The sequence below is a fragment of the Microbacterium sp. SY138 genome, assembly GCF_039729145.1.
Taxonomy (GTDB): Bacteria; Actinomycetota; Actinomycetes; order Actinomycetales; family Microbacteriaceae; genus Microbacterium; species Microbacterium maritypicum_A.
Genome location: NZ_CP155793.1, coordinates 844,822 through 861,843, shown reverse-complemented (window position 1 = coordinate 861,843; position 17,022 = coordinate 844,822). Strand labels below are relative to the sequence as shown.

The following is a 17,022-nucleotide window of genomic DNA, read 5'->3' as shown; positions in this document are numbered from 1 at the left end:
GACCGGCGGAGATCTCCGTGTCGGGAGGATGTCCTGCGGCCGCGCGTCCGCCCGTCGGGGAGAAATCCTCCGAACGGGGTGGGCATGCGCATCAGTCGAAGCGGACGAACGATCCCTCGTGGAGCACCGGGACGACGTCGACCGCATCGAGGACGGCGGCATCCGCCACGGAGGTCGGAATCAGACCCGATGCTTCGATGCGGGCGGTCGCGACGACGCCGGCGGCGAGCTCACGGCCGGATCCGCTCGCACCGATCATGTGCCGCACCGCGCCGCGCAGGGCGTGGAAGCCCTCGGCGGCGACCGCGGCGTCCGGAGCCGTGTGATCGATACCCCGATCCGAGAGCGCCGAGACGATCGCACCGGCCCCGAGCTGATCCTCGACGGCGAACCGCAGCGCACCCGCCTCATCCAGCTCGCCGGCCGCGATCACCGCGACAGAGGTGCGTGCCTGCCGTCGCTCCTGGATGGTCTGCACGGCCCGTGCGACGGCCGCCGCGTTGCGGATGCCGCCGACGAGCACCGTCGCCTCGGAGGGAGCCGCAGCGACGACGGCCGCCCCGTTCCGCGACCACCCCTCCGCCTCCGCGAGCGCGACCGCAGAGCCGGACGCCGTGGCATCGATGACCGTGGAGGAGAACCGCAGCACATCGACGACCACGACGACGTCGGCATCGGCGAGGCGGGCGAGACCCGCGGTGCCCCAGTCGAGGCGGACCTGGTAGGTGGACTGATCGAACGGCGACGGCATCCGACAAGCCTAGAGGCGTCAGTCCGCCGCGAGCGCCTCGACCGGGGCCACCCTGGTCGCCAGTCGGGTGGGCGTCGCCGCCGCCACCAGCGTCAGCACCGCCGTCGCGACGACGATGATGGCGACGGGGATCCACGGGATCTGCGGAGCGATGAGTCCCGCGGGAACGAAGTCCGGCAGGGTCGGCACCGATCCGAGCAGCGACTGCGCGGCGATCCAGCCGTACACCACGCCCAGCACGAGTCCCGTCAGCGTCGCGGCGACCGTGATGTGGGTCGCCTCGAGCAGCACCATCCGTCGCACCTGGCGATTGGACAGCCCGATCGAGCGCAGCAGCCCCAGTTCGCGACGACGCTGCACCACGCCGATAGTGAGCAGGTTCACGAGCCCGACCGCCGCGATCACGGCCGAGACGGCGACCAGCACCATCATCACCGCCGCGAAAGCGTCCATCGGGGCGAAGAACGCCGCAGGAACCTCTCCGGTGGTCTGGCTCATCATCAGCCGCTTGGCCGACTCGAGGGCCACGGCGAACATCGTCACCAAGGTCACGCCCATGACCACGCCGATCGCCATCCTCGACGAGCGTTCCGGGTAGCGCAGCGCATTCTCGGCCGCGAGACGAGCCGTCGCGCTCGATCCGAACATCCGCCCCACCAGGCGCAGCACCGGCGGCATGAACAGAACGGATCCGAGCGCGAGCCCCGTGAAGGAGAGCACACCGCCGAAGAAGGCGACGACGACCCCGAGCGGCGTGACGAGACCGATCAGCACCCCGCCCACGAGGAGCGCGGCACCGGCGACGCGCAGCACCCAGGCGCCGATGTGCCGACCCGGCGTGCCGGAGACGTCGTCGTGCGTGCGCTCGACAGACCCGCCGAGCGCCTGCAGAGGCGTCACCGACAGCACACGGCGGGAACCCGCCCATGCCGCCGCCCAGGTCGTGAGGGCCACGCCGATCGCCGGCAGCGCCACGAACGGCTGCACGAGGGAGAAGTCGGTCGGGGCGTTGGCGATCAGCTGCCCGCCGACCTGCACCCCGACGACCGCGAGCACGAGACCCGCGAGCATGCCGATCGCCGCCCCGAGCAGCCCGACGACGAGCCCCTGCGTGCCGACCTGAGCCCGCTGCGAGCGCGCGGTCGCCCCGATCAGACGCATGAGCGCGATCTGACGGGTGCGTCCGGCGATGATCGTCGAGAAGGTGTTCGCGGTGACGATCGCGGCGACGTACATCGCGACGACCGTCAGAAGCACCGACAGCAGTGCAACCACGAACGCGAGCGTCCCGCTGTCGCCGATGAAGGGATCGGCCTGCAGCACGGCGCCGATGTAGGCCGTGATCTCGACCAGGAGCACTCCGAACGCGGCGGACAGCGCGGCGACCAGGACGCTCGCGCCCATCCCCCGGTCTCGCAGCCAGGCCAGTCGAGGACCGGTCGCGCGGGTCTCGGGGACGACCGTGGCGACGGCGGTCATGCTGCCACCTCGGCGGCGAGCATGTAGGCCGAGATCTCTTCTGCGGTCTGGCGCGGGTGGTCGGCGACGATGCGTCCGTCACCGAGGTAGAGCACGCGGTCGGCATGGCTCGCCGCGATCGCGTCGTGCGTGACCATCGCGATGGACTGGCCGTGCTCACGGCTCGCGGTGGCGAGCAGACGCAGCACCTCGCGTCCGGTCTTCGAGTCGAGGTTGCCCGTGGGCTCGTCCGCGAACACCAGATCCGGTGCCGTGGCCAGGGCTCGGGCGATCGCCACACGCTGCTGCTGCCCGCCGGACAGCTGATGCGGGCGGTGAGAGAGACGCGAGCCGAGCCCGAGCGTCTCGATCAGTCCGTCGATGCGCGCCCTCTCGATCGCGCTCGGACGACGACCGTCGAGCTCGAACGGCAGCATGATGTTGCCGAGAGCGTCGAGCGTCGGCACGAGGTTGAAGGCCTGGAAGATGAAGCCGACCCGTCGACGCCGGAGGATCGTCAGATCGATGTCGCCGAGACCTGTGATCTCGGTGTCACCGATCCAGGCCCGTCCCTCGGTGGGGCTGTCGAGCCCCGCCATGATGTGCATCAGGGTGGACTTGCCGGAGCCCGATGGCCCCATGATGGCGGTGAACTGTCCGCGGCGGATGCCGACGCTGACGTCGTCCAGCGCATGGACGGTGCCCTCACCGGAGCCGTAGGTCTTCTTCAGGTGCTGGACGCGGGCGGCGAGCCCCAGGTCGGTGGTCGTGATCTCCATGCATCCGACGCTATTTCCGCGGTACCTCGCCGGTCATCGCTCCCGGGGACCCTTCCGCATACATCGCAAGGATGATCCGCGGACTCCGCCCGCGGAACGGCGTTCAGGCGAGGCCGTGCTCGAACGCGAAGACCACCAGCTGTACGCGGTCGCGCAGCGCGAGCTTGCTGAGGATGCGGCTGATGTGGGTCTTCACGGTCGCCTCGCTCAGGTACTCCCGGCCGGCGATCTCGGCGTTCGAGAGCCCCCGGGCGGCGAGCGCGAAGATCTCCCGCTCGCGGTCCGTGAGGTCGGCGTACTGCGGCGGCACGGGCTTGGGTGCTTCGGCGAAGTGCTCGAACAGGTCGCGTGTCGCGGCGGCGGCGATCACGCTCGAGCCCGAGTGCACCGTGCGGATCGCGGCGAGCAGGAACTCCGGATGGGCATCCTTGAGGAGGAAGCCGCTCGCGCCCTGCCGGATGGCCCGTGCCGCCGCTTCGTCGAGGTCGAACGTCGTGAGCATGACGACGCGCGGCGGTTCCGGGCGTGCCAGGATCTCGGCGGTCGCCGTGAGCCCGTCCATGACCGGCATCCGGATGTCCATCAGCACCACGTCGGGCCGGGTCGTGCGGACGACCTCGAGCGCCTCCTTGCCGTCGCCGGCTTCTCCGACGACTTCGAGGTCGGGCTGGGAGGCGACGAGCATGCGGATCCCGGCACGGAAGAGCGCCTGGTCGTCGACGAGCACGACTCTGATCATTCGGAGACTCCGATCGGGAGCGTGGCGTGGACGACGAACTGTGCCCCTCGGCGCTCGGCTTGCAGACTACCGCCGACGAGCTGCGCACGCTCGCGCATGCCGATGACACCGTGCCCGCCGGGAGACACCGTCGCTTCCCCCGTGACGGTGTTGCGCACATCGACGTCGACGCGGTCCGCGAGCCAGGCGAGGTGCACGTCGACCGCGCCGTCCCCATGCCGGATCGCGTTCGTGAGCGCTTCCTGCAGGATGCGGTAGACCGCGAGCTGGATGGCCGCCGGCGGCTCCCCCGGCGGCATCGGGTCGACGGTGACCCGCGGTTCGATTCCGGCCTGCCGCACCTGCGAGAACAGCGCTTCGAGGTCGGCGAGCGTGGGCTGCGGGCCGTCGCCCTGCCGGTGCCGCAGCTGTGTGAGCAGCATCCGCACGTCGCTCAAGGCGCCACGCGCCGTCTGGGCGATGGTGCCGAGCGCCTCGGTCGCGAGTTCGGGCTTCACCGCAGCCGCGTACCTGGCCCCGTCGGCCTGCGCGATCACCACCGCGAGCGAGTGGGCGACCACATCGTGCATGTCGCGCGCGATCCGCACCCGCTCCTGCTCCTCCGCGGCGAGCGACTCCGCCTGCAGCTGGGCCGACCGGGTGCGGCGAGCGCGCAGGACGACGCGCCACAGCAGCCCGCACACCCAGGCGAACCCGAGCGCCATGACGGAGACGACGAGCAGCAGTGTGCCCGCGCTGACCTTCTCCCACCCGCTGCCCGTGCCGAAGGCGACGCCGTTGACGATGACCATGAACACGGCAGCGACCAGGCCGCCGAACAGCGCCGAACCGAATCCCCACCAGAGCACGCGGCGTGTGCCCCAGGCGGAGGTGGCGTACAGCACGAGCAGGATCGCGATGTCGATCGGCAACGGTCCGAACCCGGAGAGCATCTGCAGCACGGCGCCGGCCCATGCGGCAACGAGCGCCCACCCGGGGGCGAGCCGGCCGATGGCGACGCCGCCCGACATCAGGACGCTCGCGATGACGATGCCAGCGACCGCTGCTCCCCCGATCGCGGTGTTCCCCGTTCCGGGCCCGTAGAACACCAGCGACATCGGCACGAGCACGAGGAAGAGCAGCGCCGCCCCGACGATGTCGAGGGTCAGCGCCGTACGAGAGAGCGGGCGGATCACTCCCCCACGCTACGCGAGGGGCCCTCGCGCCGGCATCCGTCGTGGGATGTATCCGCGTCCGTCAGGCGCGGGCGAGGATCTCGCCGTGCGGCACCAGATACCAGCCGTCGCCGTCGTCGGCCCAGCGCCTCCACGCATCGCTGATCTCCTGCAGATCGGCGCGCGTGGCCATGTCGCTGTCGACGAGCTGCCGCGCGAGGGCGGATTCGAGGATGCGGTCGGCCCACATCCCACCCCACCAGGCGCGCTCGGCGGGTGACGCGTAGCACCAGGTGGAGGCCGTCGCGGTGATATCGGTGAAGCCTGCGGCCCGCGCCCAGGACAGCAGACGGCGACCGGCATCCGGCTCGCCGCCGTTGGCTCGTGCGGCCGCACGGTACAGCGCCAGCCAGCGGTCGAGCTCGGGCAGCACGGGGAACCAGAGGAAGCCCGCGTAGTCGGCATCGCGCGCGGCGACGATCCCGCCGGGAACAGTGACGCGGCGCATCTCCCGAAATGCCTGCACCGGGTCGCCGACGTGCTGCAGCACCTGATGTGCGTGCACGACGTCGAAGGAGTCGTCGGCGAAGCCCAGTGCGTGCACGTCCTCGACCGAGAAGTCGAGGTTCGTCAGGCCCCGGTCAGCCGCGAGTCCCTGGGAGAGCGACAGCGCATCCTCGTCGATCTCGGTCGCGGTCACGTGCGCGACGATGCCGGCGAAGTCGACCGTGATGCTGCCGGGGCCCGCGCCGACATCGAGAAGGCGGGTCGTGGACGTGAGGTGGGGGCGGAGGTACGCGGCCGAGTTCGCGATGTCGCGCACGTTGTGCGAGCGGAGGACGGATTCGTGGTGTCCATGCGTGTACGAGGCCATGCGGTTCAGTCTGGCAGAGCCCGCCCTCAGCGCAGTCGCGCGACCATGCGGCGGATGGCCTCGCGGTCGGGTTTGCCGGAGGACAGCACCTCGATCTCGTCCACCATGATCAGACGAGCCGGTCGGGCATGCTTGCCGAGTTCGTTCTCGACCGCGTCGCGCGCCTGCGCGAGCTGCTCCGACTCGCTGCGACGCAGCACCTCGCCCCGGGCCGCGACGATCACGGACGCCTCGCCCCAGCGCTCGTCCTCCACGCCGACCACCACCGCCTCGTGCAGCCCCGCGATCCGGCGGACGACCCGCTCGACACGATCGAGCGAGATGTTGATCCCTCCGGACACGATCACGTTGTCGGCACGGCCGTGCACCCGGACGACACCGTCTTCGACGAGACCGAGATCCCCGGTCCGGTACCAGCGGATGCCGTGCTCGTCGCGCACGAACGTACGCGCGGTCAGCGATCCGTCACCGAGGTATCCCTCGGCGAGCATGGGGCCCGCGATACGCAGCTCGCCGTCGACCGTGCGCACGCCGACCGTGTCGAGAGGAACGCCGTCGTAGACGCAGCCGCCGCTGGTCTCGGTCGAACCGTAGGTGCGCACCAGACGCACCCCCAGATCGGCGGCACGCTCGCGCAACGGTTCGGGGAGCGATTGCCCGCCCACCAGGATCGCCCGGTAGGCCGTCAATGCGGCACGGACGGCGGTGTCGTCCGCGGCGTCGAGCAGAGTCGCGACCTGCGCCGGGACGAGCGACGTGAACAGCTCCGGGACCCCGGCCCCTGGCGATGGCCGCAGCATCTCGAGGGTCGCCTCGGCGAACGATGTCGGCGAGAAGCGGCCCTCGATCCGCGCGGGCTGCGTGTCCGCGAGGATCGAGCGGACCAGCACCTGCAGTCCCGCCACGTAGCCGGCGGGAAGGGCGAGCAGCCAGCGACCGCTCCCGATCCGCGCGGCCGTGGCCTCGGCGCTCGCCCGCAGGGCCTCCCCGCTGAGCGCGACCCGCTTCGGCACCCCACTCGACCCCGAGGTCGCGATCACGGCGGCGAGGCCGTCCGCCACGTCCTCCGGGGCGCCGGTCAGCATCCCGAGCCCCAGCGCCGGACCGCCGTCGAGCGCGCGCTGCAGGGCCTCTCGCAGGCGAACCGGATCTTCGGCATCCGTGGGGATCAGGGCGGTCATGCGCGTCTCCGACTCTGGGCTGCCCTGGTCAGTAGTGCCAGGGGAAGGACGACCAGTCCGGGTCGCGCTTCTCGAGGAACGAGTCGCGGCCCTCGACGGCTTCGTCGGTGCCGTAGGCGAGGCGGGTGGCCTCCCCCGCGAAGACCTGCTGGCCGACCAATCCGTCGTCGACCGCGTTGAAGGCGAACTTCAACATGCGGATCGCCGTGGGAGATTTCGTGAGTACGGTGCGCGCCATCTTCAGCGCCTCGCGCTCGAGCTCGGCATGCGGCACCACCCGGTTCACGGCGCCCATCTCGTAGGCACGCTGCGCCGAGTACTCCTCGGCGAGGAAGAACACCTCACGGGCGAACTTCTGACCGGTCTGACGGGCCATGTACGCCGAGCCGTAGCCGGCGTCGAAGCTGCCGACATCCGCATCGGTCTGCTTGAAGCGCGCCTCTTCGGCCGAGGCGATGGTGAGATCGCACACCACGTGCAGGGAATGTCCGCCACCGGCAGCCCATCCCGGCACCACCGCGATGACGACCTTGGGCATGAAGCGGATGAGGCGCTGCACTTCGAGGATGTGCAGCCGGCCGACCGCTGCGCGGCTCGCCCCGTCGACGATCGCCGTCTCCGCGTCGGAGTACTTGTACCCGTCACGACCGCGGATGCGCTGGTCGCCGCCGGAGCAGAACGCCCAGCCGCCGTCCTTCGGGCTCGGTCCGTTTCCCGTGAGCAGCACCGCGCCGATGCGCGCATCCTGCCGGGCGATGTCGAGTGCGCGATAGAGCTCGTCGACGGTGTGCGGACGGAAGGCGTTGCGCACCTCCGGCCGGTTGAACGCGATGCGTGCGACACCGCCGTCTCGCGAGACGTGAGCGGTGATGTCGGTGTAGTCCTCCGCCTCGGGCGCGAGCACCCATTCGGCCGGGTCGAACAGATCGGAGACGAAGGCGGTGGTCACGGCATCCAGCCTATTCCTCGCGCCCACGCCGCGCCCGCCAGGTCTTCATCCAGCCGTCGACGATGTCCCAACCGACGCCCACCGCGATGCCGAACCCCAACAGGACGGCGAGGATGCGGAACACCCCGCCTTCGTCGGCCGACTCCGCCTGCCCTGACGCGAACTCCTCCCCGCCTGCTGCGGTGATCTGCGCGAGGAACTCCGGATTCACCAGGTCACCGGTCAGCAGCAGCACGAGAACCCAGGCGAGGAACGCGACGGCGAGCACCGTGTTCACCACGGCCAGTCCGGTGCTCCAGCGTCCCCTGCGGTAGAGGACGACGGCGAACACCGCCTCCGCGACGATGAGCAGTAACAGGACGCCGATCCCCCACGGCCACAACTGCGGATTCAAGATCGGCAACGCCCCGCCGTCGACGTGGACGAAACCACGGAAGCGATCCCAGAGGAGAGCACCGATCGCGATGCCGAGGAAGACGAGCGAGGCGATCAGCTCACTCCGCCCCACTCCCTTCTCTGTCGGCTCCGGCAGCTGATCCAGATCCCACTTCTCGATCGCGGTCGTGCTGTTCGAGCGCTCGAGGATGACGAACACGAGCGTGGTCCAGAAGCAGATGTGCAGGATCGCACCACCGGTCGCGAGGATCGAGGTCGAGATGATCTCCCCGACGGGGGCGTTGGAGATGGTCTGTCCCAGCGCGACGCCGCCCAGAACGCAGACGGGAACGATCATCAGCAGCAGCTTGAGCAGCCGCCACCAGGTCAAGTAGAAGCGCGGCCCGATGAGGTAGAGCGGGCGATCCGCGTAGCCTGCGGCCAGGATTCCCGGGTCGCCGAGTTCGGTGAGCACTGCGCGCTCTGCCGACTCCGGTGCCTCCCCCTGCTCGACCCTGGCCTCGATCGCGTCGGCGATGGAGGCCTCGAGCTCAGCGCGGACGTCGGCTTGGGCGTCGGGGCGCAGACTGCGGATCGTCGCGCTGATGTAGCGCTCGGTGAGTGTGAACGTCGTGGTCATGTCAGTTCTCCTCTGCGGTGAGGGACGCGATCGCGGTGGTGAGTGATCGCCATTCGTCGGTGAGGGTGTCGGCGAGGCGGATGCCGGCGTCGGAGGTGCGGTAGAACTTGCGGGGCCGCGCCTCGTCGGTGTTCCACTCGCTCGTGAGGTACTCCTGCTTCTCCAGGCGGCGGAGCAGCGGATAGAGGGTGTTCGCGTCGGTAGCGAAGCCGCGCTGCTCGAGCTGCTCGAGCAGCGAATAGCCGTACCCCGGCGTGCGCAGCAGCTGCAGGCAGGCGAGCACCACGGTGCCGCGCCGCAGTTCCTGCAGGTGTGTGTCGAGCGTCTCGTTCATGACGATCACATTACTGTGCGTCACACACCATTGTCAATCACACATTTATGCGCGATCCAAGGCGAGACGAGAGAGCATCGAGACGGGAAAGTGTCGAGGCGGGAAAGTACCGTGGAGACATGACGCTCGAGATCACGCGCATCGACCCGTTCGACGCCGCTGCGGTGGATGCCTGGTGGGACGCCTATGCGTCCGCTGAGCGCGCAGACCGCGGGGACGACATCCCCGTCTGGTCCCGGGAGGAGACCCGCAGCGAGCTGCAGCAGGAGTCACGGGTCAACGAGCGGCGCGCCTTCCTGCTGCACGACGACGGCCTCGTCGTGGGTGCCGCGGGCCTCACCCTCCCACTGAAGGACAACACGCACGTCGCCTACGTCGACATCGATGTGCCCCTCGCGCACCGACGGCGCGGAGTCGGGTCCGCCGCCCTCGCGTTCCTCGAAAGCGAAGCCGCGGCCGCCGGACGCACCACCGCGCAGGGCGACACCTCGTGGCGGTACGAGCTCGGCTCCGACGGTTCCGGCGACCCTGGCCGGGAGTTCGCTCGTCGACACGGCTACGCGCTCGCGCTCGGCGATGTGCAGAACAGGCTCGCACTTCCTGTCGCGCCGACAGTGCTCGACGGCATCGACGCCGACATCGCCGCCGCGATCCAGGGCTACACGATCCGCAGCTGGGTCGGGCCGGTACCGGATGATGTCGTCGAAGGCTGGGCGATCCTCGATGCCTCGATCGACACCGAAGCGCCCAGCGGCGATCTCGACATCGAACCCGCGAAGCCCGATGTGGAGAGCATCCGCGAGCACGAGGACCTCCTCATCCGGCAGAACCGTCTGTCGATCGGCACGATCGCCCTCGACCCACAGGGCGAGGCGGTCGCCTACACCCAGCTGGTCGTGTCGGGGGACGACGGCAACGCCTACCAGTGGGGAACACTCGTACGTCGCTCGGATCGCGGCCACCGCCTCGGCACCGCGGTGAAGATCGCCAATCTCCGCCTGCTGCAGCACGCGGCGCCGCAGGCACGGGCGGTCTACACCTACAACGCCGAGTCGAACGCCCACATGCTCGCCGTCAACACCCTGCTCGGGTTCGCCCCCACCGAGCGGATGGGCGAGTTGCAGAAACACCTGGCCTGACGTGCGGCGCTCAGAGACTCCGCGGGGACAGAATGGGCACATGATCCCGCCACTCGCAGACCTGCTCGACTCGGCCAGGGTCGTCGCCCTCCCGATGCACAGCCGCTTCCGTGGCGTGGACGTGCGGGAGGCCCTGCTCTTCGAGGGGCCGGAAGGGTGGGCGGAGTTCTCCCCGTTCGTGGAGTACGAGGATGCGGAGGCGGCGACGTGGCTCGCCGCCGCGATCGACTATGCGTGGCGTGCGCAGCCGGAGCCGCTGCGCGACCGGGTCGGCGTGAACGCCACGGTGCCGGCGATCGATGCGGCGCGCGTGCCCGAGCTGCTGGCACGGTTCCCCGGATGCCGCACGGCCAAGGTCAAGGTCGCCGAACCGGGCCAGACCCTGGCCGACGACGTGGCGCGAGTGCGCGCCGTGCGGGAGGTCACGGGGCCGGAGGGACGCGTCCGCGTCGACGCGAACGGCGCGTGGAACGTCGACGAGGCCGAGCACGCGGTGCACGCGCTCGGCGAATACGACCTGGAGTACGTGGAACAGCCGTGCGCGACGGTGCCGGAGCTGGCGGAACTGCGCCGGCGCGTGAAGTACATGGGCATCCCGGTGGCGGCCGACGAGAGCGTGCGCAAGTCGACCGACCCGCTCGCGGTCGCACGTGCCTCTGCTGCGGATCTGCTCGTGATCAAGGCCCAGCCGCTGGGCGGCATCACCCACGCCCTGCAGATCGTCACCGCCGCGGGGTTGCCCGTCGTGGTCTCCAGTGCGCTGGACACGGCGGTCGGCCTGTCACAGGGGGCCGCACTCGCTGCCGCGCTCCCGTCGCTCGACTACGACTGCGGGCTCGGCACGGCGTCGCTCTTCCTCGACGACGTGGCGGACCTGCGTCCCGTCGACGGCACGATCCCGGTCCGCCGCGTGACGCCCGATGCCGAGTCCCTCAACCGTCTCGCCGCCTCGGACGAGCGTCGCGAGTGGTGGTTCGCCCGACTCGCCCGCTGCCACTACGAGCTCTCGAACAGCGCGCGCTGAGCGGGGTGGACCCCTCCACCTCCACCCCGGCGAACCTGCGGACTACTGCTCGATGAGCAGCTGCACCAGACGACCGAGCTCTTCGCCACCGGAGTGCCGCAGCTGGGCGTCATCCTGGCCCGCCATGGCGCCGCGCACGGTCATGCCCTCCCAGATGATCATGAGCATGCGGGCAGCCGTCTCGGCCGGCAGGCGAAGGCGCAGCAGGCCGGCGGTGACGATGTCGTCGACGATCTGCGCGATGCTCGAGACCATCTCGCGCTCCTGCGTGAGGTAGGCCTCGCCGAACCTCGCGTCGCGCAGTGCACGGATACGGATCTCGCTGAGCAGCATGACACCGAGACGATCGTCTCCGCCGAGCTCCATGATCTGCTGCACGAGGTCGATCGGATCGCACCCCTCGACCAGGGCACCGGCGGCCGTCAGCTCCTCCACGCGGGTGCGCACCGCGTTCACGCGCACCTCGGAGACGCTGGCGGCGAGCATGAGAAACAGCTCGTCCTTGGACTCGAAGTTCGAGTAGAACGCACCGCGGGTGAAACCGGCACGCTCGCAGACGGCCTCCACCGACGCTCCATCGAGCCCGACTTCGGCGAAGACCTGCGCCGCCGCCTCGAGCAGGCGGGCTCGCGTGTTCTCGCGGCTGCGGGTTGCGGGTGTCGACATCGAAACCTCCTGACCCTTCACTCTCGCATGATTCACACCCCGCACACAGGCTTGGCCGGGCGGGTCACCTTACGATACATCTATGTATTGGATACACCTGTGTATCCACCCCGCACCCCTCGGAGGAACGCGTGTCCACACTCCTGTCCTCGCTCGGACGCTGGTCCTTCCGGCACCCGTGGCGGGTCCTCGTGTCCTGGCTGCTCGCGCTCGGCATCGCCGGCGCCGGAGCGCTCGTGCTGGGCGCGGGAACCGACAACACGTTCTCCATCCCCGGTACGGAGTCGCAGGCGGGGCTCGAGCAGCTCTCCCGCTCGTTCCCGCAGGTGAGCGGCACGAACGCGCAGTTCATCGTGGTCGCGGCCGACGGCGACAAGATCACGGATGACGAGTACCGGGACGACATCGAGGGCGCGGTCGACGAGCTGAGCGACCTCGACGGTGTTCTCGCGGCCACCTCGCCGTACGACGAGATGGTCAAGGGCATGATCAACGACGACGACACCGCCGCCATCGTGCGCGTGCAGTTCGACGGCGAGTCCACCGACGTCTCGGACGAGACGAAGGATGCGCTGCGTTCGGTCGTGAGCGACCTCGACGCCGAGCTCCCCGCGGGCTCGCAGACCTCCCTCGGCGGCGACCTCTTCGCGATCTCCATCCCCGGCGTCACCCTCACCGAAGCGGTCGGACTGCTCATCGCCCTGCTCGTGCTGATCGTCACGTTCCGCTCATTCGTGGTGGCGGGCCTCCCCCTGCTCACCGCGATCCTCGGCGTCGGCATCTCGATGGCCGGCATCTTCACCGCGACCGCGTTCGCGACCGTCTCCTCGACCACCCCGCTGCTGGCGCTCATGCTCGGGCTCGCGGTCGGCATCGACTACGCGCTGTTCATCATGGCTCGACATCAGGATCAGGTGCGCGCGGGCGTGGACCCGGAGGAGTCCGCCTCGCGCGCCGTCGGAACCGCAGGCTCCGCTGTCGTGTTCGCGGGCGTCACTGTGCTCATCGCGCTGATCGGCCTCGGCTTCGCGGGTATCCCGTTCCTGACCACGATGGGCATCGCCGCCTCCGCCGCGGTCGCCGTCGCCGTGGCGATCGCCGTGACCCTCACCCCGGCTCTGCTCGGCTTCATGAAGGGCAGGGTCGTCGGCCGCCCGAAGAAGGTCAAGGCGTCGAAGGCGAAGAAGAGCACCGCCTCCGACGCGTCGGAGGAGCCGAAGGACGTCGTCGCCCCGGTGAAGGGCAGCGCCCGCTGGGTCGGCGGCGTCATGAAGCACCCCGTGCTGGTTTCTCTCGCCGTCGTCCTGGGACTCGGGATCGTGGCCGTTCCCGCGCTGAGCCTCGACCTCGCGCTGCCGAATGCTGGTGTGCTCCCGAAGGACTCCGAGGCCCGCCAGAACTACGACCTCGTCGGGGAGCAGTTCGGCCCCGGCTTCAACGGTCCACTGATCCTCACCGGCACGATCGTCACCTCCACCGATCCGCTCACCCTGATGGAAGATCTCGGCGACGCCGTGGCGAAGGTCCCCGGCGTCAAGGAGGTCGCCCTCGCGACGCCGAACGAGACGGCCGACACCGGTATCGTGCAGATCATCCCGGAGACCGCCCCCGACGACCCGGCGACCGCCGATCTCGTGCGCGAGCTGCGCAGCCATCACGACGAATGGCTCGACGAGTTCGGCATCGACCTCAAGGTCACCGGGTTCACGGCCGTCGGCATCGACATCTCCGACCAGCTCGGGAACGCGCTCCTGCCGTTCGGCATCTTCGTGATCGGCCTCTCGCTGATCCTGCTGACCATCGTGTTCCGCTCGCTCTGGGTGCCGATCACTGCCGCCGTCGGCTACCTGCTGTCGATCGTCGCCGCCTTCGGCGTGGTGGGCGCGGTGTTCGAGTGGGGCTGGTTCGCCGATCTGCTGCACGTCGCCAAGGTCGGGCCGATCATCAGCTTCATGCCGATCATCCTGATGGGCGTGCTGTTCGGTCTCGCGATGGACTACCAGGTGTTCCTGGTCTCCCGCATGCGCGAGGACTTCGTGCATGACAAGGACGCGACGAGCCCGAACCGTGCCACCCGGCGGGCCGCCGCGCTCCGGGCCGTGCGCAGCGGCTTCACCGGCTCGGCGAAGGTCGTCACCGCGGCCGGGCTCATCATGTTCGCGGTCTTCGTCGCGTTCGTCCCCGAGGGCGACTCGTCGCTCAAACCGATCGCACTCGGCCTCGCCGCCGGTATCGCATTCGACGCCTTCCTGGTGCGCATGACGCTGATCCCCGCCCTCATGGCGATCCTGGGCGAGCGTGCCTGGGAGCTCCCGCGCTGGCTGGAGAAGATCCTCCCCCGCGTCGACGTCGAAGGCGAGGCGGTCGAACGCGAACGCCACCTGGCCGCCTGGCCCGGCGACGGATCGGTCGTCGCGGCCGACGACCTCGAGATCAGCGCAGATGCGCCGCTCGTCGAGGGCCTGTCGATGCGCATCGCCGAGGGCGGTGCGGTCATCGCGACGGGCGGCGATCTGCGGACTCGTCGGGCCCTGGCCCTCACCGTCGCCGGACGCCTCGTGCCGACGGACGGGAAGCTCCGCGTCGCAGGACACCTGCTCCCCGGTCGTGCGGCCTGGGTGCGCGCGCACGTCGGCTGCGTGCTGGTCGACGACGCGGATGCCGCACTCGGCGTCCTCTCCGAAGCGCTCCGTGGGAAGTCGCAGGTCGTCGTGATCGACGGACTCGACCGCCTGAGAGGTGGCCAGCGTGACCAGGCGACGGCCATGCTGCGCGATGCCGCGGCCTCCCGCACGCTCGCGGTGTTCGCCACCGCCTCCGATGCCGACTCGGCACGGGCCGTCCTCGCCGAGGCCGGATGGCCCGACCCCCAGACTCTCGACACGCGTGCTCCTCGCCGGAGTACCGCAGACTCCACCGAGGTGACCGCATGACCCTCCCCATCGAGCGCGCGCGCTCCCGCAAGCCCATCACCTGGCTGACCATCCTCGGCGTGCTGCTGCTGCCGGCTGCGGTAGGCGGCATCCTCGTCGCGGCGCTGCAGAACCCGACCGAACGCCTGGACTCGATGACCGCGGCCATCGTCAACCTCGACGAGCCGGTGACCATCGACGGTCAGATGACTCCCCTCGGACGCCAGCTGGCTTCGGGTCTCGTGGAGGGGTCGGACGACCTCGATTCGAACCTCACGTGGGTGATCTCGAACAAGGACGACGCCGCCGACGGTCTCGCCGACGGCTCCTACCAGGCCGTCATCACCATCCCCGAGGACTTCTCGTCCGCCGCCACCTCCGCCGGCACCGCGATCTCCGACGGCGGAGGAAAGGCCGAGCAGGCCACCATCACCGTCACGACCCCGGAGGACGGACTCGTCGCCGACGACCTCATCACCGGGCAGATCGCGGACGTCGCCGCCTCGACCATGGGCACGATGCTCTCCGAGGCGACGACCGAGAACATCCTCGTCGGCTTCACCACGATCGGCGACCAGATCGGCGAGGCGGCAGACGGCGCCGTGAAGCTCGCGAACGGCGCGCGCGATGCCGCCACCGGAGCGGCAGCGATCCCCGAAGGCGCCACGAAGCTGGCCTCCGGTGCGGGTGAGCTCGGGACGGGGGCATCGTCGCTCGCCTCCGGGCTCGACACGATCGCGGGCAAGACGCGCGAGGCTGCGGCCGGCGCGGGTGCGATCGGGGCCGGACTGACGGATGGCGGCGCGCAACTGCAAGGAAGCGTCGCCGGGGTTCAGCAGCTCGTCGGCGGGATCCAGAGCGCCTCGGCATCCGCACGCTCCGCCGCAGACGACTCGGTCGCTCTCGCCCAGCAGCTGGGCGGAATGGCCCAGGCCGCCTGCACACCCCCCGTCGCAGACCAGGCCGAGTGCGCGCTCTACACCTCACTCGCAACGCAGGCCGGTTCCGTCGCGACGGATGCCGGCACGGCATCCGGCATCCTCAACGCGCCCGAGGTCGCGAATGGCGTCGCCGCCCTCCCCGGTACGTTCACGACGCTGGCCTCCAGCATGTCGCAGGCCGGAGCAGGCGCCACCCAGCTCGCAGGCGGCCTCACCCAGCTCGCCGACCAGGGCATCGGAGCGTCGGCCACCGGCGCCCGCGGCCTCGCCTCCGGCGCGACCCAGCTCTCCGGCGGAGCGACCGCCCTCGCCGACGGAGCCACCGAACTGACCACCGGGCTCGACACCCTGGCGACCGGCACAGGTGACCTCGCAGGCGGGCTGCGCACGGCATCCGATTCCCTGCCCTCGTTCAGCGACACCGAGTCGAAGTCGCTCGCCTCGGTGATCGCCGACCCGGTGTCATCGAACTCGTCGATGAACACCATCTTCGGCCCGACGGCGATCCCGCTGCTCGCGGCGGTCGTGCTCTGGTTCGGCGGTCTCGCGTCGTTCGTGGTGATGCGCGCACACACCGCTCGCACCCTCACCTCGCGCCGGTCATCCGCTACTCTCGCGCTGCGGGCCTTCGCCCCGGCCGCGCTGGTCGGTGCGGCTCAGGGCCTCCTGGTGTCGCTGATCGTGCAGATCGTGGCGAGCTATGACGCCGGCACCTGGTGGGCGTTCGCGGGCACGGCCGTGCTCGCCGGTGTGGTGTTCGCCGCCGTGAACCAGGCCCTCGTCGCCCTGTTCGGGGGCGTCGGACGCTGGATCTCCGCCCTCGTCGGAGTGCTCGCGGTCGCGACCGGCCTGATCTCGACCGTGCCGGACTGGCTGGCTGGCATCGGGGCCGCCCTCCCGACGGCTCCGGCCTTCGCGGGTCTGATCACGCCGAGCGGTTCCGCGGTCGCGGCACTCGTGGTCTGGGGCGTGCTGTCGCTCGTGGCCACGACGCTCGCGGTGACGTTGCGACGCACGACCTCGGCCAAGGCGGTCCTCGCCACGGCCTGACGTCGTCCGCACCTCCCTGCCAAAACGGAGACCACCAGTGCCCGGCCCGGCGCGTC

Annotated in this window: 15 protein-coding genes; 4 read left to right on the top strand and 11 right to left on the bottom strand. The window is 70.2% G+C overall.

Features of this window, described 5'->3' with window-relative positions; all coding sequences use genetic code 11:
* Positions 1–91 precede the first annotated feature (91 nt).
* From ABDC25_RS04005 to ABDC25_RS03960, 10 genes are all read right to left on the bottom strand, one after another.
* Positions 92–751, bottom strand: coding sequence for a 2-phosphosulfolactate phosphatase (locus ABDC25_RS04005; protein ID WP_021198996.1), 660 nt, complete (start codon positions 749–751; stop codon positions 92–94).
* Between the two features lie 18 nt (positions 752–769).
* Complete coding sequence (locus ABDC25_RS04000; RefSeq protein WP_347124955.1) at positions 770–2,230, bottom strand: FtsX-like permease family protein; 1,461 nt, start codon at positions 2,228–2,230, stop codon at positions 770–772.
* Complete coding sequence (locus ABDC25_RS03995; RefSeq protein ID WP_021198994.1) at positions 2,227–2,988, bottom strand: ABC transporter ATP-binding protein; 762 nt, start codon at positions 2,986–2,988, stop codon at positions 2,227–2,229. The genes ABDC25_RS04000 and ABDC25_RS03995 overlap by 4 nt, the downstream gene beginning before the upstream one ends.
* A 103-nt stretch (positions 2,989–3,091) precedes the next feature.
* A complete protein-coding gene (locus tag ABDC25_RS03990; RefSeq protein ID WP_347124953.1) occupies positions 3,092–3,727 on the bottom strand; it encodes a response regulator transcription factor in 636 nt (211 codons plus the stop codon).
* Positions 3,724–4,902, bottom strand: coding sequence for a histidine kinase (locus ABDC25_RS03985; protein WP_021198992.1), 1,179 nt, complete (start codon positions 4,900–4,902; stop codon positions 3,724–3,726). The genes ABDC25_RS03990 and ABDC25_RS03985 overlap by 4 nt, the downstream gene beginning before the upstream one ends.
* Before the next feature lie 61 nt (positions 4,903–4,963).
* A complete protein-coding gene (locus tag ABDC25_RS03980) occupies positions 4,964–5,755 on the bottom strand; it encodes a class I SAM-dependent methyltransferase (RefSeq protein WP_021198991.1) in 792 nt (263 codons plus the stop codon).
* 26 nt (positions 5,756–5,781) lie between these two features.
* Entirely contained in the window at positions 5,782–6,936 is a 1,155-nt protein-coding gene (locus tag ABDC25_RS03975) for an AMP-binding protein (RefSeq protein WP_347124950.1), read from the bottom strand.
* Between the two features lie 28 nt (positions 6,937–6,964).
* Positions 6,965–7,885: a 1,4-dihydroxy-2-naphthoyl-CoA synthase gene (locus ABDC25_RS03970; RefSeq protein WP_347124948.1), complete on the bottom strand. Its 921-nt coding sequence runs from the start codon at positions 7,883–7,885 to the stop codon at positions 6,965–6,967.
* A gap of 10 nt (positions 7,886–7,895) precedes the next feature.
* Positions 7,896–8,900 (bottom strand): permease prefix domain 1-containing protein, encoded by a 1,005-nt coding sequence (locus ABDC25_RS03965; RefSeq protein WP_021198988.1) that lies wholly within the window; start codon positions 8,898–8,900, stop codon positions 7,896–7,898.
* A gap of 1 nt (position 8,901) precedes the next feature.
* Complete coding sequence (locus tag ABDC25_RS03960; protein ID WP_029259789.1) at positions 8,902–9,234, bottom strand: helix-turn-helix transcriptional regulator; 333 nt, start codon at positions 9,232–9,234, stop codon at positions 8,902–8,904.
* A gap of 119 nt (positions 9,235–9,353) precedes the next feature.
* On the opposite strand from ABDC25_RS03960, the gene ABDC25_RS03955 reads away from it, so the two are divergent.
* Positions 9,354–10,373, top strand: a complete 1,020-nt coding sequence (locus tag ABDC25_RS03955) for a GNAT family N-acetyltransferase (protein WP_021198986.1) — start codon at positions 9,354–9,356, stop codon at positions 10,371–10,373.
* A 40-nt stretch (positions 10,374–10,413) separates the two neighbouring features.
* Complete coding sequence (locus ABDC25_RS03950) at positions 10,414–11,397, top strand: o-succinylbenzoate synthase (RefSeq protein WP_347124945.1); 984 nt, start codon at positions 10,414–10,416, stop codon at positions 11,395–11,397.
* A 42-nt stretch (positions 11,398–11,439) separates the two neighbouring features.
* On the opposite strand, the gene ABDC25_RS03945 is transcribed toward ABDC25_RS03950, so the two are convergent.
* Complete coding sequence (locus tag ABDC25_RS03945; RefSeq protein WP_021198984.1) at positions 11,440–12,063, bottom strand: TetR/AcrR family transcriptional regulator; 624 nt, start codon at positions 12,061–12,063, stop codon at positions 11,440–11,442.
* Positions 12,064–12,194: 131 nt separating this feature from the next.
* Here ABDC25_RS03945 and ABDC25_RS03940 point away from each other — a divergent pair, with 131 nt between their 5' ends.
* Together ABDC25_RS03940 and ABDC25_RS03935 are read left to right on the top strand one after the other, a co-directional pair.
* Positions 12,195–14,996 carry an MMPL family transporter gene (locus tag ABDC25_RS03940; RefSeq protein ID WP_347124942.1) on the top strand — a complete coding sequence of 934 codons (2,802 nt, stop codon included), beginning with the start codon at positions 12,195–12,197 and terminating at the stop codon, positions 14,994–14,996.
* Entirely contained in the window at positions 14,993–16,966 is a 1,974-nt protein-coding gene (locus tag ABDC25_RS03935; RefSeq protein ID WP_136025345.1) for a YhgE/Pip family protein, read from the top strand. Before ABDC25_RS03940 ends, ABDC25_RS03935 begins: the two co-directional genes overlap by 4 nt.
* Positions 16,967–17,022: the final 56 nt, after the last annotated feature.